The organism is Xanthomonas sp. XNM01 (assembly GCF_014851915.1).
Lineage (GTDB): Bacteria > Pseudomonadota > Gammaproteobacteria > Xanthomonadales > Xanthomonadaceae > Pseudoxanthomonas.
In genome coordinates this window covers 1,084,827-1,102,701 of the sequence record NZ_JACVAP010000001.1, presented here as the reverse complement: position 1 = coordinate 1,102,701, position 17,875 = coordinate 1,084,827, and the positions used below count along the sequence as shown (strand labels likewise).

General features: G+C 65.6%; 23 protein-coding genes and 1 pseudogene. 23 read left to right on the top strand and 1 reads right to left on the bottom strand.

Annotated features, from left to right (window positions below):
• Positions 1-52: 52 nt before the first annotated feature.
• Complete coding sequence (locus IB242_RS05040) at positions 53-331, top strand: uridylate kinase (protein WP_192276424.1); 279 nt, start codon at positions 53-55, stop codon at positions 329-331.
• 53 nt (positions 332-384) lie between these two features.
• Here IB242_RS05040 and IB242_RS05035 read toward each other — a convergent pair whose 3' ends face one another.
• Positions 385-1,275 (bottom strand): LysR family transcriptional regulator, encoded by an 891-nt coding sequence (locus IB242_RS05035; protein ID WP_192276421.1) that lies wholly within the window; start codon positions 1,273-1,275, stop codon positions 385-387.
• Positions 1,276-1,454: 179 nt separating this feature from the next.
• Here IB242_RS05035 and IB242_RS05030 point away from each other — a divergent pair, with 179 nt between their 5' ends.
• From IB242_RS05030 to IB242_RS04925, 22 genes and pseudogenes are all read left to right on the top strand, one after another.
• Positions 1,455-1,865, top strand: coding sequence for a cupin domain-containing protein (locus IB242_RS05030; protein WP_192276419.1), 411 nt, complete (start codon positions 1,455-1,457; stop codon positions 1,863-1,865).
• Positions 1,866-1,897: 32 nt separating this feature from the next.
• Positions 1,898-2,383 (top strand): cupin domain-containing protein, encoded by a 486-nt coding sequence (locus tag IB242_RS05025; protein WP_192276416.1) that lies wholly within the window; start codon positions 1,898-1,900, stop codon positions 2,381-2,383.
• Between the two features lie 97 nt (positions 2,384-2,480).
• Entirely contained in the window at positions 2,481-3,149 is a 669-nt protein-coding gene (locus IB242_RS05020; protein WP_192276414.1) for a carboxymuconolactone decarboxylase family protein, read from the top strand.
• A 373-nt stretch (positions 3,150-3,522) separates the two neighbouring features.
• On the top strand, positions 3,523-3,834 hold the full coding sequence (locus IB242_RS05015) for a hypothetical protein (RefSeq protein WP_192276412.1): 312 nt from the start codon (positions 3,523-3,525) through the stop codon (positions 3,832-3,834).
• A gap of 388 nt (positions 3,835-4,222) precedes the next feature.
• Positions 4,223-5,035 (top strand): GTPase, encoded by an 813-nt coding sequence (locus IB242_RS05010; RefSeq protein ID WP_192276410.1) that lies wholly within the window; start codon positions 4,223-4,225, stop codon positions 5,033-5,035.
• Between the two features lie 98 nt (positions 5,036-5,133).
• Positions 5,134-5,487, top strand: coding sequence for a DUF3085 domain-containing protein (locus IB242_RS05005; protein ID WP_192276408.1), 354 nt, complete (start codon positions 5,134-5,136; stop codon positions 5,485-5,487).
• Positions 5,488-5,566: 79 nt separating this feature from the next.
• Positions 5,567-6,478 carry a phosphoadenosine phosphosulfate reductase family protein gene (locus tag IB242_RS05000; RefSeq protein ID WP_343237087.1) on the top strand — a complete coding sequence of 304 codons (912 nt, stop codon included), beginning with the start codon at positions 5,567-5,569 and terminating at the stop codon, positions 6,476-6,478.
• Positions 6,479-6,483: 5 nt separating this feature from the next.
• Positions 6,484-6,993: an XF1762 family protein gene (locus IB242_RS04995; protein WP_192276406.1), complete on the top strand. Its 510-nt coding sequence runs from the start codon at positions 6,484-6,486 to the stop codon at positions 6,991-6,993.
• Between the two features lie 263 nt (positions 6,994-7,256).
• On the top strand, positions 7,257-8,174 hold the full coding sequence (locus IB242_RS04990; RefSeq protein WP_192276404.1) for a DUF3577 domain-containing protein: 918 nt from the start codon (positions 7,257-7,259) through the stop codon (positions 8,172-8,174).
• 57 nt (positions 8,175-8,231) lie between these two features.
• Positions 8,232-8,919 (top strand): annotated as a pseudogene (locus IB242_RS04985) (DUF3275 family protein).
• Positions 8,920-9,012: 93 nt separating this feature from the next.
• Positions 9,013-9,336, top strand: a complete 324-nt coding sequence (locus IB242_RS04980) for a hypothetical protein (protein ID WP_192276402.1) — start codon at positions 9,013-9,015, stop codon at positions 9,334-9,336.
• Positions 9,337-9,435: 99 nt separating this feature from the next.
• Positions 9,436-9,825: a hypothetical protein gene (locus IB242_RS04975; protein ID WP_192276400.1), complete on the top strand. Its 390-nt coding sequence runs from the start codon at positions 9,436-9,438 to the stop codon at positions 9,823-9,825.
• A gap of 76 nt (positions 9,826-9,901) precedes the next feature.
• On the top strand, positions 9,902-10,243 hold the full coding sequence (locus tag IB242_RS04970; RefSeq protein WP_192276398.1) for a hypothetical protein: 342 nt from the start codon (positions 9,902-9,904) through the stop codon (positions 10,241-10,243).
• 111 nt (positions 10,244-10,354) lie between these two features.
• Positions 10,355-11,005, top strand: coding sequence for a hypothetical protein (locus tag IB242_RS04965; protein ID WP_192276396.1), 651 nt, complete (start codon positions 10,355-10,357; stop codon positions 11,003-11,005).
• 64 nt (positions 11,006-11,069) lie between these two features.
• Positions 11,070-12,179, top strand: a complete 1,110-nt coding sequence (locus IB242_RS04960) for a DUF6094 domain-containing protein (RefSeq protein WP_192276394.1) — start codon at positions 11,070-11,072, stop codon at positions 12,177-12,179.
• Positions 12,180-12,230: 51 nt separating this feature from the next.
• Complete coding sequence (locus tag IB242_RS04955; protein ID WP_192276392.1) at positions 12,231-12,542, top strand: methyltransferase; 312 nt, start codon at positions 12,231-12,233, stop codon at positions 12,540-12,542.
• Positions 12,543-12,633: 91 nt separating this feature from the next.
• Positions 12,634-12,939, top strand: coding sequence for a hypothetical protein (locus IB242_RS04950; protein ID WP_192276390.1), 306 nt, complete (start codon positions 12,634-12,636; stop codon positions 12,937-12,939).
• Positions 12,940-13,013: 74 nt separating this feature from the next.
• On the top strand, positions 13,014-13,319 hold the full coding sequence (locus IB242_RS04945; protein ID WP_192277743.1) for a hypothetical protein: 306 nt from the start codon (positions 13,014-13,016) through the stop codon (positions 13,317-13,319).
• A 117-nt stretch (positions 13,320-13,436) separates the two neighbouring features.
• The gene (locus tag IB242_RS04940; protein WP_192276388.1) at positions 13,437-15,719 is read left to right on the top strand and encodes a helicase-related protein; all 2,283 of its coding nucleotides are present in this window, start codon (positions 13,437-13,439) and stop codon (positions 15,717-15,719) included.
• Positions 15,720-15,832: 113 nt separating this feature from the next.
• Positions 15,833-16,471: a hypothetical protein gene (locus tag IB242_RS04935; protein WP_192276386.1), complete on the top strand. Its 639-nt coding sequence runs from the start codon at positions 15,833-15,835 to the stop codon at positions 16,469-16,471.
• Positions 16,472-16,629: 158 nt separating this feature from the next.
• Complete coding sequence (locus tag IB242_RS04930) at positions 16,630-17,229, top strand: PilL N-terminal domain-containing protein (RefSeq protein ID WP_192276384.1); 600 nt, start codon at positions 16,630-16,632, stop codon at positions 17,227-17,229.
• Positions 17,226-17,867 carry a hypothetical protein gene (locus IB242_RS04925; RefSeq protein WP_192276382.1) on the top strand — a complete coding sequence of 214 codons (642 nt, stop codon included), beginning with the start codon at positions 17,226-17,228 and terminating at the stop codon, positions 17,865-17,867. The genes IB242_RS04930 and IB242_RS04925 overlap by 4 nt, the downstream gene beginning before the upstream one ends.
• Positions 17,868-17,875: the final 8 nt, after the last annotated feature.

Sequence of the window (17,875 nt, the reverse complement as noted above, 5' to 3'; positions counted from 1 at the left end):
GCCCGTCTCCTCTCCAGGAGTCGGGCTGGTCCATTTTCATAGGAGCAACCTCATGTTCCCCAACCTCATTTCGCGCGCACCGGACTTCGAGCACCAGCTCGGAGCCTGCGTCAACGCCATGAGCCAGGAAGACGCCATCGGCCAGATCCTGGTATTCGAGCGCACGCACGGCACGCTGCACATGCGCCATATCGCCGGCGCCGACTTGGTGGACACCGACATTGACGACTACGAGATGGTCGTCTTCGACGGTGGCAACACCAGCGGCGACACGTGGAAGCATGTGTTCTTCCCGCGTCAGCGCGAGCACTACTTCGTGTACGAAGCCTGACCCAACCAGCCCCTTTCGAGGGGCTTTTCTTTGCCCACGTCGAAGGCGTCGTTTCAGCGCCACCGCAACGCCTCTATCACCAAGGACAGCGCTGGCGCGATCTGTCGGCGGTTCGCGTAGTACAGGTGGTAGCCGGGAAAGGTCGGCCACCAGTCCTGCAGCACCGGCACCAGCCGGCCCGCCTCGATATGGGCTTGCATGGTGTCCAGCGGTACGAAGGCGAAGCCCATCCCGTCCAGCGCCGCCTGGAGCATCAGGAAGGTATTGTTGAAGGTGGTCTGGCCGCCTACTCGCACGTTGACCGCCTTGCCATCCTTCTCGAAGTCCCAGGCATACAGGCCGCCATGCGTGGGCAGGCGCAGGTTGATGCAGCGGTGTTCGGTCAGATCATGGGGCGTGCAAGGATGCGGCCTGTCGGCCAAGTACTCCGGCGACGCCGCCACGGCCATGCGCAGGTCGGGGGCGATACGCACGGCAATCATGTCCTTGTCCACGCGATCCCCTATGCGCACGCCGGCATCGAAGCGATGCGCCGCAATGTCGGTGAACGCATAGTCCACGCTGAATTCGAGGTGGACGTCGGGGTAGTCCCGCAGCAGCGGCAGCAAGCGGGGCCAGAGGACGGTGGAGATGGCATGGTCGTGCGCGGTGATGCGCACCGTGCCGGCGGGCTTGTCGCGCGAGGCGCTGAGCGACCCCAGTTCGAGTTCGATCTCGTCCAGGCGGGGCGCCACCGCGTCCAGCAACCTGGCCCCAGCTTCCGTGGTGGACACGCTGCGGGTGGTGCGGGTGAGCAGCCGCACGCCCAGGCGCGCTTCCAGCGCCAGCATCGCGTGGCTCAATGCCGAGCGCGACAGCCCCAGTTGCGCCGCAGCGCGGGTGAAGCTGCGTGCGCGGGCCACCGCCACGAAGGCTTGCAGGTCGTTGAGGTTTTCCTTGGGCATTGGTGAATCTTATTCACTAGAGTATGTCGATTTTACGATCTTCTCAGCCAATGACGAACGCCATAAAGTTTCGTATGAACGACATGCCTGCTGTTCTTGCCCGTTCTCGGGTATTTCGGCATTGGCTCCTCGGCTCCTCGGCTGCTCGCAGTCCAGCCCCATCTCTGAAAGGAACCGCCATGGAACTCAAACGCGCTGGATCTCAGCCTTCCGTCAAAGGACCCGCCGAGTGGTTCACCGGTACGGTCCGAATCGATCCGCTGAACGCGCCACCTGCGCCGGCCCGCGTGTCCTGCGCCGCCGTTACCTTCGAGCCGGGCGCGCGCACGGCCTGGCACACGCACCCGCTGGGACAGACGCTGATCGTCACCGCGGGCTGCGGCTGGACGCAGTGCGAAGGCGAGCCGATCGTCGAAATCCGCGCTGGCGACGTCATCTGGTGCCCGCCGGGCCACCGGCACTGGCACGGCGCTTCGCCGACCACGGCCATGACCCATATCGCGATCCAGGAAGCGCTCGATGGCAAGAATGTCGAGTGGATGGAGCACGTCTCCGACGAGCAATACTTCGCCGGGTCGCCGCGCGGCTAAACCGACCCCGCACACCACCAGGAAGGCCCCCCATGCGCTCTCTTCTCAACATCGCCTTGTGTGCGGCTTTCTTGCACACCGGCCTGACCTTGGCCGCTGAACCTCGGCCCGGCAGCGCGCAGCAGATCACGCGCGCGGGAGAACAGGCCTCGGCCGCCGGGCCGGCCGAGTTCTTCACCGGCCGGGTACGGGTCGATCCCGTCTGGCCGGCCGACAAGAACATCAATGCCTCTGGCGGCCTGGTGACCTTCGAGCCTGGCGCGCGTTCCGCCTGGCACACCCATCCCGCGGGACAGCGCCTGGTTGTGACCTCCGGCGTCGGGCTGACCCAGGAATGGGGCAAGCCCGTGCAGATCATCCGCCCCGGCGATGTGGTCTGGTGCCCCCCAGGTGTCATGCACTGGCATGGCGCGGCTCCCGGCACGGCGATGACGCACCTGGCCGTGACCGGCACGATGGATGGCAAGAACGTCACATGGATGGAGAAAGTCACCGATGAGCAATACAACGCCCGCTAAGCGACACCGCGCGCACCGCTGCGCCGCCGCACTCGCTGTCGCTCTGACGATGGCGACGGCCGGAGCCACTGTTGCGCACGCGCAGGAGACGCAACCAATGACCCCGACCCAAGCCAGCGCGGCCGCAACCCTTACCGCGCGCCAGCAGGCCATCGTGCCTATCGCGGCCTTCGCCGCCGCAGGCGACATAGCCAGGCTCAATGCGGCCCTGAACCAGGGGCTGGACGCCGGCATGACGATCAGCGACGCCCGTGAAATTCTGGTGCAGCTCTACGCCTACGCGGGCTTTCCGCGCAGTCTCAATGCGCTGGGCGAGCTGATGAAGGTGCTCGACGCGCGCAAGCAGCGCGGTATCCAGGACGCGCCCGGCAGCCCGCCCAGCCGTCCCATTCCGAAGGGCGACGCGCTGCTGGCCGCCGGCACGGCAAACCAAACCAAGCTCTCGGGCGGACCTGTCGAGGGGCCGCTGTTCGACTTCGCACCAGCGGCGAATGAATACCTGCGCACCCACCTGTTCGGCGACATCTTCGAGCGAGACAACCTCGACTGGCAAAGCCGCGAGTTGGCCACCGTGGGCATGCTGTCGGCGCTGCCCGGCGCCGAATCGCAACTGCAGGCACACATGCGCATCAGCATGAACGTAGGCCTGACGGCAGCTCAGTTGCGCCAGCTTACCCAGGTGCTGGCGGCGCGCGTGGACGCCGACATGGCGCGTCGCGCCAGCACGGCGCTGGAGCAGCAGCTCGCGGCCACGGCGGGAAAGTGAGCATGTTCCCGTCCAAGACGCCGCGGCTGCTGTGAAGCCATGGGAACCGGACGCCGTGTCGCCATACGCGCCCGATGCCCCCCGCACCAGCGGCGTAGCGCCACGCGCGAACGCAGGCGGCGCCCCGTCGCGCCTCGCCATTCGATACGTTGAGACAGGTCAGGGCCGTCCTCGCCTTGGGCACGCTGAACCAACGGCGACACGTGGATGAGCATGTGTTCTTCCCGGGTCACCGTGAGCACTACTTCGTGTACGAAGCCTGACCCAACCTGCCCCTTTCGAGGGGCTTTTTCTTGGCTCTTTGCGGGGCAGAAGCCGCTGGACGGAGAGCTGCGCCTTCACGTTATGGCGAAGTAGGCGCACAATCACCGCCATGAATCCCAAGGAAGACGAGCACGAGGCGGGCCGACGATACGTCGGTTGCTTCATGGTGCTGCTCGGAGCTGTCGTCGCGGCATTCGGTGCGCGCGACTTCATTGGCTTCGAGCCACTACCGGCGGTAGTCTCGCCGGAGACCATCCTCTTGTTTCTCGATTTTCGGCGCTACTTTGGGGTTTGGCCCGGACTGTTGGGCATCGTGACCGGCGTAGGTTTTCTCGTAATAGGGCTGTTGGTGCTGATGGGGTATGGCGCCAGGTCCTTGTCGATGAACGAGCGACCAGAGCGTCCCTCGCAAACAGACTGACACTCCGACTGACCGCTGACCGCGCGGATTTGCGGTCCTCGCAGTGCTCGCGCCCAGTCCCAAGGCCAGCCATCGCGCTAGGTCCTGACACCTTTTGCCTCCGGCGCACTTAGCGTCGGGCACGGCGCCCAATTTTCTTTCCTTAGCGCAGGAATGCGGGCGCGAGGCAATGCCGTTTCCCGCGAGCGGACCAGCAGATTCAGGGCCATCCTTGCCGCCATGTTCGTCGGCGTCGCCGACACATGCCCAGGCAGCCGAGACCTTCGAGGCTGCAAGCACGGGAAACCGTGCTGGTCGTTTCTTCCTACGGACGCCCCGCGTCCATCCACCCACAAGGGACCTCTCCCTTGTGGATGGGGAGTCCCTTGTTCTTCCCAAGGAGATTCCCATGGACCGTTCCCTCATCAAATCCTTGATGCCTTCGCTCGTCGCAGGCCATGTGCCCCGCAACGTGCGGTCGTTCAAGTACCGCGTGTTCGATGATCAGCCTCAGTCCTCGGCGCTGGGTTTCGCTATCGATCCCAAGCCTTTCGACGGCAAGGTGGTCGCGGCCAACGACGACGCCATCGTCGTCAAGCTCAAGCCCAGCGAGTTCGCGGTGCTCGATCCCAACCTGGTGACCACCGTTCCCAGCGAAGGTGCCAAGGTGCATGTCCAACCGTATGCCCGCCGCCGCTTCGACGGCCTGCGTGCGGACACCCCGGAAGTGATCACCGAGAAGACCGCGGACGGTGTTCCCTACACCATCACCAGGCACGTCCTCGGCTCCGCGCCTGCCAAGCTGCCCATCCCCGAGCCGCAGTGCATGGAACTGGGGCAGCTCATCCAGCAGTTGGAGGAAATGCCGGCTCCCGACGGGTTCCGGCGCATCACCCACATGCTGGTCGATGCGGGTGCCCGCGACTTCACCTGGGTCGATCCGAAGCCGTCCAAGATCATCGAGACACCCCCAGCGATCAGCTTCTCGGTTTCGACCGCGAAGTTCGAGGGCCAGGTGACGATCCTCTACGACCGCGGCGGCGACACCTACGTGGTCGAGCTGCGCCGCGACGGCGAGCTGATCGATCGGCACGACGAGGTGTATTTCGACATGCTCGGTGAAGTGCTGGATCGGCTCATCGACGACGGGCGCTGGCGCCTGATCGACGTGAGCGTGATCGACGCCAAGGCTCCGCGGCGCCGCCAGGCGGTTGCGGCATGACGTGCGAGGCAAACGGCTGACTCCGCAGCCTACCGGCGACTTGCCCCATAGGCCTTTCATCCGTTCGGGTGGAGGGCCTTTTTTTCAGGAGATGAACCATGTCACTTCGATTCAAAGGCTCCGACCTGCGCCCCGTGCTGGCCGAGGCCGTTGCCAACCAATGCCGCGTCGTCCTCGCCAAGGACCAGGGCGTGTACTTCCTCGCCGAGAAGGGAGAACGCCGTCCCGATGGCCGCGCGAAGCTGCTGGCCTATGCCGTCGGCTGCAACCCGGATACCGACCCGTTTGACGACTGGTGGGAGCTGGCGCGCGCCGAGCTGGGTGGCGACGACTTCGGCGAGTTCTTCGACCCGAAGGAAGGCGTCTTCGCACGCATCCTGCACGGCACGGACGACCTGATGCTGTCTGCCACCACGACGCACCTGTCGCTGGAGGTGGTGCCATCGGTGTAGCGCGACGACTACCACCATCCCCTCACGGCCCCCTTCCTGGGGGCTTCCTTTTTTCCGCACTGCGGCCTTCGCCGCGTGCGTGCTCGTCTCCGGCCGCCATGGCCCGCCGCGTCGGCCCGCCCGCCGACCTACCCACGGAGACGACCGCATGCACGACCCGTTCAAGATCACCCAACCGACCTGCATCAGCTTCTCGGGCGGACGCACCAGCGCCTACATGCTCTGGCGCGTGTTGCAGGCCAATGGCGGCCTGCCTGCCGACACCGTGGTCTGCTTCGCCAACACCGGCAAGGAGGTAGAAGCGACCCTGCGCTTTGTGCGCAACTGCGCCGCGCACTGGCAGGTGCCGATACGCTGGCTGGAATACCTGCCCACGGAGCCAGGCTTCACGCTGGTGGACTTCGATCAGGCCAGCCGCCAGGGCGAGCCGTTCGAGGCGCTGATCCGCAAGCGCCAGTACCTGCCCAATCCCGTCGCGCGCGGCTGCACGACCAGCCTCAAGATCCGCCCGATGCACCGCTACCTGCGGCATCTGGGGTGGACCGACTGGGACCAGATGATTGGCATCCGCGCCGACGAGCAGCGCCGCGTCGCCAAGATTCGCGCACGCGGCCATTCCACCGAATCGACCCACGAGACGATGTGCATGCCGCTGGCGGATGCCGGCGTCACCGTGCGCGACGTGGGCGCCTTCTGGCAGGCGCAAGCGTTCGACCTCGACCTGCTGACGGTGAACGGGCGCACGCTCGAAGGCAACTGCGACCTGTGTTTCCTCAAACCGCGCGGGCAGCGCCTGGCCCTCATCAAGGCCCGGCCCGAGGCCGCCGTGTGGTGGATTCGCATGGAATCGCTGAACCTGGCGAGCAAACCCAGCGGTGCCCGGTTCCGCGCCGATGGCCCCAGCTACGCCGAGCTGGCACGCTTCGCCGCCGACCAGGGCGATCTGTTCGACGCCGCCGAGGAATCGATCGCCTGCTTCTGCGGCGATTGACGGCCATGGACGGGCAATCGCCCTCCCCATCGCTGCGACTACTTCCGGTGTCCTTGCGCCGTGCCAATGCCTTCGTGCAGGAGCACCACCGCCACCACCGGCCAGTTCAGGGCGCGAAGTTCGCCTTGGCCGTTGCGCTGTCCGGCAACGATGCCATCTGCGGTGTGGCCATCGTCGGCCGCCCGGTCGCCCGCCACCTGGATGACGGCTGGACGCTCGAAGTCACCCGCGTCTGCACCGATGGCGCACCGAACGCCTGCAGCAAGCTATACGGTGCAGCGTGGAAGGCGGCCAAGGCCTTGGGCTACACACGCCTGATCACCTACACCTTGCCCGAGGAAGGCGGTGCCAGCCTGCGCGCCGCCGGTTGGCGGCTGCTCGGTATGCGCGGCGGCGGCGCCTGGAACCGCCCCAGCCGTCCCCGAGCCGGCACCCCCGACCACCTGCGCGGCCGCAAGTGCCTGTGGCAGGCGCCAGGCGGCGCGGACAAAGGGAAACACCCGGATGCCGATTGATTGCTGCCGCGCGCGCGAGGCCCGGCCATGCTGACCCCATGCCTGCTGACGTTGTCAGCGACATGCCAGGCAACCATCGGTCTTCGAGGTTGCCGCGCAGTTCCCACTGCGTGACCGAGCCAGCTCGCACCGCATCCATCCGCGAGCGGCCACCAGTCTCTGGTGGCGGATGCTTTCGCCTTATCAACCCATCGCGGGGTTACGCACCTTTCCCCGCATGCGTGGGCCGGTGTGTCTCCGCTTCATCCCTATGGAGATTCACCATGAACACCACGTCCAACGAGAAATCGTATTTCGACCTCCACACCTCGGGCATCGGCTACATCCAGCGCGTCCGCGAGGTTCCCGTCCGGGGCGGCCGCCGTGCGCAGCCCTTCCTGGCATGCACCATCGCCGCGCTGGTCGGTTCTGCCAAGGACCCCGGCTACCGCTACTTCGACGTCAAGGTGTCCGGTGCGGATGCCAAGAAGCTGGTCGAGCGCTACATCGGCGTTGACGATCCCAAGCAGCGCCCGCTGGTGCGCTTCCGCCTCGGAGACCTCTGGGGCGATGCGTACATCCGCGACAAGGGTGAGCACAAGGGCGAGGCCGGCGCGACGCTCAAGGCACGGCTGCTCAAGGCCGAGCCGCTTGACCGGGCCGAACTGGCCTCGATCAAGCAGCACGAGCTGATCACCCGCGGCATCGGCTACCTCAGCCGTCCGAAGGACGTCTCCCCCAAGGATGGCGATCCGTTCCTGTCGTGCTGCGTCGCGGCGCTGGCCGGACCTGTCGGTGAACCGGAATATCGGTACTTCGACACCATCGTCGCCACCCCTGAAGCCGAGCACCTGGTTCGCCGGTGCGTGCAGGCCATCGAAGGGGACCGCAAGGTGCTGATCGCCTTCCGTCTGAACGACATGAAGATCGATCCGTACATCCGCACCAAGGGCGAGCGCGCCGGGGAACCGGGAGCAAGCCTCGAAGCGACGCTCGTCCACATCGGTCTGATCAAGATCGACGGCACCCAGGTCTATCCGACGAGCCAGGCGCAAGCCGAGGCGCCGCAAGCCGAGGACGCACCCGCGCCCGAAGCCGAGGTTGCCGCCGACACCGCTGCCGACCAGCCCGTCGAGCCCGCCGAGCGCGAGCCCGCAGGTGAAGTCGAGGAGCAGGAGCCGGCATTGGCTGCTTCGTTCTGATCCGGCATGGCCCCTCACGGGGCCTTGCCTTTTTCCTATTTCCCAAGGAGAACCATCATGGCAGCCACATCGGCACCCGAGAGATCAGTCCTGCCCATCGTCGTCCCGGGCCAGCTCACGTTGCGGACCATCCGCGGCAAGAACGGCCCGTTCACGGTCGGTCGCCTGACCACTCCCATCGGCGAGTTCGCCGTCAAGGACGCGGAACTGGAGCAATACCCCGAAGGCAAGTACGAGGGGGAATTCGTCATCCGCTACATCTTCGCCAAGTCCTATCCGGTCGCAGGTGGCGCGCGGTTTGAAGTCCGTGCCAGCCTGGACGGGATGACGCTCAACGAAACCGACAAACTGAGCCGTGACGAGGCCCGCAGCTTCGCCACGCAGGAAGTCGATCCGCTCGATGAAGAACTGGGGGCGCAGCCAGCGGCAACGCCGGCCAAGCCTTCCAAGGCATCCAGGCCCGCCAAGCCCGCCCCCGTGCAGGCATCCGCGGACCCGCTGGTCGATACCACGCCTTTCGGAGTGGATGCGCCGACGTCCGCGGCGGCGGCTGCCACCGGCAGCGCCGAAGACGACGACGCCGCGCTGTTCGGCATCCTGTGGCCGCTGGGCGAGTCCGTAAAACTGGATTCGACCATCGACCATCGACCGTCGCGCCTTGCGTGCGCAGATCGCCCGCCTGGGCGAAATGGGCTACGCGCTGGACTTCAAGACGCAGGAGTGGAGCCAACTGCAACCTGCGTGATCGCAGACGCCGCATCCGCGGTGCTCTTCATCCACCCGCCGGGGTCCTTTCCCCACGCGGGAGAGGCCTCGGCTTTTTTTGGAGGTCTTCGTCATGTCCACCATCGCTTGCGATACCCCCCGTTCCACGCTGGACGAATCCGCATGGCAGGCTGTCTGCAAGACGGCCGCCGACCACGCCCAGCGTGGTTGCGGCCTGTCCTGGGAGCACTGGGTCACGCTTTTCAGTTCCGAGATCGACGCGCAAGTCAGTCGGTTGCCCGAAAGCCAGCGCGCTCATGCCCTGGAAATCGCCGCCCAGGAATGGGACTACGCAACACCTGCCGAAAGGCAGGAAACGCAGGAGTGGCTCGCCGAAGAGGGCTGCTGCTCGCACGGAATCACCCTCGGCTGTTGCCCAGCCGGTTGCGGTTCCTAGTCCGCACTGAGTTCCATCGCCGCACACGCGGCATTCCATCACCCGCCGGGGGTCTTCCCCACGGGGAGGCCTCCGGCTCCACTTTCCAGGAGGCCTCTCATGGGCTGGTACTTCTCTTCCCAAGCGCGATCTGAACTGATCGCGGAACTGGTCGCACCCCAGGAGACCGAGCGCGTCAGCGCGAAGGTCATCGCCCACACCCTGCGCGGCAACGTGCTGTGGTCCGTGGTCGAAATGACCGCCAAGGTCGAAGGCGTGCATCGTGATCTCTCGCCGGGTCAGTCCCTGCGCTACATCCGATGCGATCTGCTCGAATGCAGCGGCGGCCAGTGGGGCTACAAGCCGCTGGACGAATCCATGCACCCGTACCACTACTCGTGCCCGCTGTCCTATCTGGATCTCGCACCGGAGCAGTCTGCAGCCTGGCGTGCAGGCGTTCGCACCTACCACGCACATCGGCATCTGAACCCGGCATCCGCCGAGGCCTGAATCTCTTCCTCCCACCCGCCAGGGCAGCACTTGCCCATGCGGGCGGTGCTGTTCCAGCTCATCCAAGGACACCACCATGAGCCAGCACTACTTCGAGACCCATCACAAGGGATTTCCCATCACCGTCATGCTCGGCTGGGATCGGCCGCTGCGCTATTTCTTCATGACGATCCGCAAGCCTGCCGAGCTGATCGACAGCGCCATGAAGGTCGAGGACGAGGATTTCCTGTACAGCAACCTGCACGAGGAAGACCCGTTCGGCCACGGCCTGGACTACTACCGTGCGGTCCTGGGCCATTTCCACATCGACGTGCCGAGCAGCATGTTCACCGAGGTCCAGAAGGACTACGCGGGGAACGTCGGCAATCGCGTCGTCAAGCATGAGGCCGATGGTTCGTTCACCGAACTGGAAGCCTGACGTCACCTGCGACGCAGCCGAGGCATTCGCCCTGGCGCTGCGCGTTTTCATCCCTAACGGGGCATTCACTGCCCCTGCGGGCGGTGCGCCCCTCACATCGAGGAAACCACCATGCCTGCCATTTCACCCGACCAGCCCCTGTACCGCATCGACGAATGCAGCGATCTCATGGCCGATGCCTGCGTTTGCGGGGACCAGGGCGACTTGATCTTTCTCTCGGTCTGGGCGCGCGACACCGCCATCCAGCAGTTCATCGGGCGGCTCACCCTGGGCCGCAGCGAGGACGGCCTGGATCAGTTCCACGTCGTCACCGACCAGGGCGGTTCGCTGCCTGTGTTCGTCGGCTCGGTCGAGCGCCTTGAAAAGCGCCTGACCCGCAGCTATCGCCGCACGCTGTTCGGCTCGATGGTCAATCTCTGGCTGTTCGACCGGCGCTGCATCCGGCCCGACAAGAGTTCGGCCAGCGCCTTGGCGCTGCTGCCGCGCTCCGCGGCCGATCCCACGTCACGCCTGTGGCACCTGGTCAAGGACACGTGCCCGCTGCCGCTGCTGGACCACTGGCGATCGCCAGTCCTGGCGCTGCTGCGCGAGCGCGAAATGCTGTGCTCCCTGCGCATGGCCCTCGGGCCGCTGCAAGGGTTCCGGCTCGCCATCGACGTGCCCGCGCTCACCGACGCGCTGGGCGACCTCATCCGCCAGGGCGTGCTCACCGCCTATCCCTATCCGGCCAGGATTTGGACGCCGGAAGTGGAATCGGTTTGACCCACCGCGGAGGCATGCCTTGGCGTGCTTCCGTCCTTCATCCCCGCCAGACAGGAGACTTCCCATGGCACTCATGTTCCCCAGGCTCGCTCGGAATTTCGCCAAGAACGGGTACTACCCGACCGACGAAGCCACCCTCGAAAGAACCCTCAGCGCGCTCGCGCCCAGCGATGGGCCCATGTGCATTTGTGATCCCTGCGCTGGCGAAGGCGTTGCCATCGCCGAAGCCGCCCATGCCCTCGGGCCTGAGCTGACCAGCGCCTATGCCGTCGAGTTCGATCAGGAGCGGGCCACCCACGCCCGGCTGCTGGTCGATCACTGCATCCACGGTGACCTGATGGACACCATGATCTCGCGGCAGGCCTTCGGCCTCCTGTGGCTCAACCCGCCCTATGGCGATCTCGCAAGGGACACCAGCGGCAACCTGGGCTATGAAGGCAAGGGCCGCGCCCGTCTGGAAAAGCTGTTCTACCAGCGCACGCTGCCCCTGTTGCAGTACGGCGGCATCCTGGTCTTCATCCTGCCGTCCTACGTGCTGGATCAGGAGATGGTCGGCTGGCTGACACGCCATTTCGCGGACCTGACCGTGTTCCAAGCGGTGGACAAGCAGTTCAAGCAAGTCGTGGTGTTCGGGCGTCGTGTCCGGCAGCGCGACCAGACGGGCGATGACGTGAAAGCGTCGCGCGCCCGGCTGCTGCAAATCGGCTTGGCCGAGTTGGAGCCAGACGAACTGCCGCCCGAATGGACGCTGCTGCCGTATGTGGTCCCCACGGCCCAGGCCGAGCCGGAGCATTTCTACCGGATCAGCATGGAGCCGGATCAGTTCGCCGACGAAGTGCGGCGCCTCAAAGGCCTGTGGCCCGCGTTCGAGACCCATCTGGGCGCGACCCAGCAGACCTTGCGTGCTCCGGCACGCGCCTTGTCCCAGTGGCACCTGGCACTGGCCCTCGCGGCCGGCGCGATCTCCGGTGTCGTGCAGTCACCCACCGGCCGCACCCTGGCCGTCAAGGGCGACACGTTCAAGCAGAAGTCTTCCGTCGTGGAATACCGCGAGCGCGACGACGGCTCTTTGGCCGAGACCCGAATCCTGACGGACAAGTTCGTGCCGGTGATTCGTGCCTGGGACCTCACACCCAGCTCTTCCACGCTGGGACAGGTTCTCACCATCCACTGACCTCGAAGGCGGCCTGCCGCCTGCTCTTCATCACCTGCAAGGAGTATCCCCATGCTGTCCATCTTCCAGGGGCGCAAGCCCCAGGTTCCACCGCTCTTCGCACTGGGCACGCTCAAGCTGAGCGAGAAGGTGCATTGGCTGGCAAGCAAAAGCCTCATCGACCCTTTGCCCTACGTGCAGCGCCATGTGCGCGGCGACTGGGGCGAGGCCAGTGAGGCCGAGTGCCAGATGAACGACGTCGCGCTGGAACAAGGGGCACCCATGACTTCGCGTTTCAAGATCACCCCGAGGCTGTTCCTGCTCGTCATCACCAGTGACGACCAGCGCACCACGGTCGTGCAACTGCCGGAAGAAAAGTCTTGATCTGACGGTTGCAAATCACCTATCCATTCACCCTGTCGGGAACGATTCCCGATCGGGAGATCGCTCCCGCCAATAGAGCAGGAGCATCTCCATGGCTACCGTCCATCCCAACGGCTACCGCCGCACTCTGCTGTTTCCTATCGGGGCACTGGTCTTCAGCGAAGGCGTCGATCGCCTGATGCGCGAAGGCCGCCTCGATCCCATGCCGTACTTCCAGCGCCATACCCGTGGCGACTGGGGCGAAGTCGCCGACTACGAATGGCAAGCCAACAACACTGCCCTGATAGCTGGCGAGCGGCTCGAATCCATGTACTTGGTCCATCGGGAACTGCGCATCTGCGTGGTCACCGAAGCCGACAGCAGTGCTACGCACATCCTGCTGACGACCGAACGCTAGTCCGGCGTCTTTTCTTCAACCCACCGGGGTACTTCGCCCCGATGGGGCGAGGTGCCTCTTTTTCTGAAGGAGCCATCTCCATGTCCATGCCTGCACAGCACGCTTTTCCCAGGTTCAACCCCGGCCAGGTCGTCATGACCTCGGGCGTCGCCAGCCTGGTTCAACAAGGCCAGCTCAATCCCCGACCGTACCTGTTGCGACATCTGTCCGCCGACTGGGGCGACCTCGACGACAGCGACCGGCGCCAGAACGACGCCGCGCTGAAGTCGGGAGAGGACCGCCTGTTTTCGTCCTACGAGGTCGGCCCGAGCCTGAAGGTCTGGGTCATCACCGAATGGGATCGCAGCGTCACCACGGTGCTGCTGCCCAGCGAGTACTGATCGTCGTCATCACCGGCCAGATCCCGAATCCGGCCGGTCTTTCCTTCCTACCCCTGGGGCATGTCACCGCCCTTTGGGGAGTGGTGCATGCCCCGTTCTTCTTTTCGGAGCATCACCATGAACGCACAAGTCATCGACGCGGCGCCGGCCGCTGATACCTCGTCCCCGATGGACGACCTGCTCGAACAGGAACCGTCCGAGCTATCCATGAGCCTTCAGGACTTCGTTTCCGAGTTCGGAGACGAGCTGCTGGAATCCCTCAACCGGGCGAACCCGCCCGTCTATAGCGGCACGCCGCGCCCGCACCGGCAACTGGTGCTGGCCGGGCTGAAGCGCCAGTTGTTCCCCGCCCAGGCCGAGGTCGTGCATGCGGCCTCGGAACTGCTCGTCAACCAAGGCGAGCGGGCCGTCTTCGTCAACGGCGAGATGGGCACCGGAAAGACCACGATCGGCATTGCGCTGGCCGCGGTCCTGCATGCCGAGGGCTATCGCCGCACGCTCGTCCTGAGCCCGCCGCACCTCGTTTACAAGTGGCGCCGGGAAATCCTCGAAACCGTCGCGGGCGCAACGGTCTGGGTGCTCAATGGCCCGGATACTCTGCTCAAGCTCATCAAGTTGCGCGAGCAGCTTGGTGTGCCTTCGCCGGCGCAGGAGTTTTTCGTCCTCGGTCGTGTCCGTATGAGGATGGGGTTCCACTGGAAACCCGCCTTCGCGCGCAAGCACACCCGTCACGGCGACGTGGGGGCCTGCCCGCACTGCGGGGAGGTCGTCACCAACCTCGACGGCGAGCCGATCACCGCTCAGGAGCTGGAGGCGGAAGAGTTCCGCCGCAAGTGCAATGGCTGCGGCGGCGCGCTGTGGACGCTGATGCGTCCGCGGTCACTGTCCGGCAGCGACCAGTCCTCGGCCGTGCTTCGTGCCCTGAAGCGTATTCCCACCATCGGCGAAGCCACCGCGCAGAAGCTGATGAAGACCTTCGGGGACAGCTTCCTGGCCTCGATGCTCGGCGACAACCTGCACAACTTCATCAACCTGATGGACGCGAGCGGGAAGCTGGTCTTCTCTGACCGTCAGGCGCACCGAATGGAACGGTCCATGGCGAACATGGAATTCGGCTTCGGTGAAGGCGGCTACCAACCCAGCGAATATGTGAAGCGGTATCTGCCGCGCAGCACGTTCGACTTGCTCATCGCAGACGAAGCCCACGAGTACAAGACGGGCGGTTCGGCGCAAGGCCAGGCCATGGGCGTCATCGCGTCCAAGGTCCGCAAGACGGTCTCGCTCACCGGCACGCTGATGGGCGGCTACGCCGACGATCTTTTCCACTTGCTGTTCCGCGCGCTTCCGGGCCGCATGATCGAGGACGGCTACATCCCAGGCCGCAACGGCAGCATGAACGCAGCCGCCATGGCCTTTATGAGGGATCACGGCGTCCTCAAGGACATCTACTCCGAGTCCGACGGTCCGGCGCACAAGACGGCCAAGGGCAGCAAGGTCACGGTCAGAACGGTCAAGGCCCCCGGCTTCGGCCCCAAGGGCGTGCTGCGGTGCATCCTGCCGTACACCATCTTCCTGAAGCTGCGAGACATCGGCGGTGTTCTGCCGCCGTATGAGGAGGAGTTCCGGGACGTGGCGATGAGCGCCGAGCAAGGCGAGGCGTATCAGAAGCTGGCTTCCAGCCTCACGCAACAGCTCAAGGAGGCCCTGCGCAAGCGGGACACCACCTTGCTGGGCGTGGTCCTCAACACGCTGCTGGCGTGGCCCGACTGCTGCTTCAGGGCAGAGACGGTCCGCCATCCGCGCACGCGCGAGGTACTGGCATTCACCCCGGCCCAGTTCAACGACCTGGAGGTGATGCCCAAGGAGCGCGAGCTGATCGACATCTGCCGCCAGGAGAAGGAAGCGGGTCGCAAGACCCTGGTGTATTCGGTCTATACCGGCACGCGGGACACCACGAGCCGGCTGAAGATGCTGCTGGAGCAGGAAGGTTTTCGGGTGGCGGTACTGCGCGCGAGCGTGGATGCCAGCCAGCGCGAGGACTGGATTGCCGAGCAGATCGACCGGGGCATCGACGTGCTCATCACGAACCCCGAACTCGTCAAGACGGGGTTGGACCTGCTCGAATTTCCGACGATTGTTTTCCTGCAATCGGGGTGGAACGTGTACACGCTGCAGCAGGCCGCGCGCCGCTCGTGGCGCATCGGCCAGAAGCTCGCCGTGAAGGTGATCTACCTGGGATACGCCGCCTCTTCGCAGATGGCGTGCCTCGCGCTGATGGCCAAGAAGATCCTCGTGTCCCAAAGCACGTCCGGCGATGTACCCGAATCCGGGCTGGATGTGCTCAACCAGGACGGTGATTCCGTCGAGGTCGCACTGGCCCGGCAACTGGTCGCCGCCTGATCCCCACGCCAACGCCGGCCTCGCGCCGCCGGCTTTCCGTTGTTCCCACCTTGTAGCCACGCCCACGGTCTCCGTGGACGTGGCTGCGCTTTTTTCATCCCAAGGAGATTTTCATGAACGCTACTACCCAAGCCACGCCCGAAACCGTCAATGCGCGCTTGACGCTGGACGTGACCTATCTGCTCAACAGCGAGGCCGCGCCGGAATTGCTGGCACGGCTGGAACGCATGTGCGAACTCGCCATCGGCGAGGGTCTTCTGACTGGCGAAACCGCCGCCGAAGTGGACACCTGGTCGATCGATGTGTCCGAGGTGCCTTCGGCGGCCGATCGCGAAACGCTGGAAACCGAGATCGCCGCCTTCATGCAACAGCGCATCGAGGACGGCAACCTCAGCGCCGAGGACATTCCCGTGCGCCTGGCGCGCTATGGCCTGATGGCCCCCGAGGCATTCGCCGACGAGATGCGCGAGCGCATGGGCATGGACGACGACGCCCCCACGGGCCGAGCCGTCATCCCCTCGACCGAACCTGCCGACGGCAGCGAGATCGAGATGCAAGTCGCGGTCGCCTGCATCGGAGGCTCCGGCAGCCCCGGCGAGATCAAGGTCATCTGCTACGACACCAGCGACACCGAAGAGTATTCGGCGGCGGTGGCGAACCGGCCGCTCGGCGAGAACGGGCAGTTCGTCCGCTGCTGGTCGCACACCCAACTGGCACAGGTCGATCCCGGCCTGAAGCTGGCTCGGGATTGATCGAGCGAAGCCCGATGCGTTTTCACTGGCCCCTTCGGGGGCCTTTTTCTTTGGAGCGAGGCTGCCGGGAAATCGGGCGCTGCCTGGTTCGCATTGTTTGCTGCCGCTCGTGGCCCGAGCGGCGATGGTGAGGGCTCGATGTTTCAGGACGACGCGCCATGTGCCCCTCTCCACCCTGGTTTCACCATCCCGAACGCCGCCTGCTGGCGGGTTTTCTCGGCCTGCTTTGGTCGGTGCTGGCTGGCGGTTGCGCGACGACGAGCGCGCCGGTCGCGCCCGACACCATCGAGGAAGTCTCGGCCGCGCCCGTACCCGAGGCGCCCGAGTACATCCCCGTCGTGCGCTACGGCCGCTACACCCTCGTGGAACTGGCACCGACGGCAGCGCAGCGCGACCTGCTGTTGCAGACCATCGACGTGTCGATGCCCGAGGATGCCCGCGCCACGGTCGGCGACGGGCTACGGCATGTGCTCAAGCGCAGCGGTTACGGCTTATGCCAGACGGCGCACGCGGTGATCGAGCTGTACGCACTGCCGCTGCCGGCGGCGCACCTGCACCTCGGCCCCATGACCCTGCGCGATGCGCTGCTCACCCTGGCTGGTCCGGCCTGGGAACTGCACGCGGATGACCGCGCGCGGCAAGTCTGCTTCGAGCGGCCCGGCTACAGCATGACCGCCGACAACGTACCCGCGCCGCCCGCCGCCGAGGCGGTGCAGACGTTCCCGCTGGCGCCCGCGGCATCGGGAGGCCAGCCATGAACGCCCCGCAGCCCGCCCATCGTTCAACGGCCGCCGTGGTGGTGCAGAGCCTGATGTGGCTCTGGCTGATCGGCCTGAGTGTCCTCGTCGCCCTCGGCTACCAGGCGATGAACGACCAGACCGACCAGGAGCGCCTCGATTCCCGCCTGCAACGCCTCGAAGCGCAGGCGACAGGCCTGGCCGAGAACATCGAGGCCATCCAGCAGCGTCCGGCCATCGCCACGGCGGCGGACCTCAAGGACACCCGCCAAATCCTGGAAGCACGCGCGGCCCAGGTCGAGAAATCGCTGAGCGCCTATGCCGCTGCCGACGATCTTCAGGCACTGCGCGCCGAAGTCGAGCAAGTCAAGGCGCGGCAGACCGCTGCGCGCGCCGCTGCACCCGACCAGCCGCGCACCATGAACAAGCCCACCGCCAAGCCCGAACCGCCGCCGCTCCCGTTCCGCATCGTCGGTGCCGAATTGCGTGCCGGCGAGCGCAGCGTGTCCGTCGCGCCGAGCAATGGCGACTTCACGCCCGACCAGCTTCAGGTGCTGCTACCCGGCGATGCGGTCGGCCCGTGGCGCTTGCAGGCCGTCGAGGGCAACACCGCGGTGTTCCAGGCCGGCGACCAGACCCGCCGCGTAGCGATTCCCTGACCGGAGCA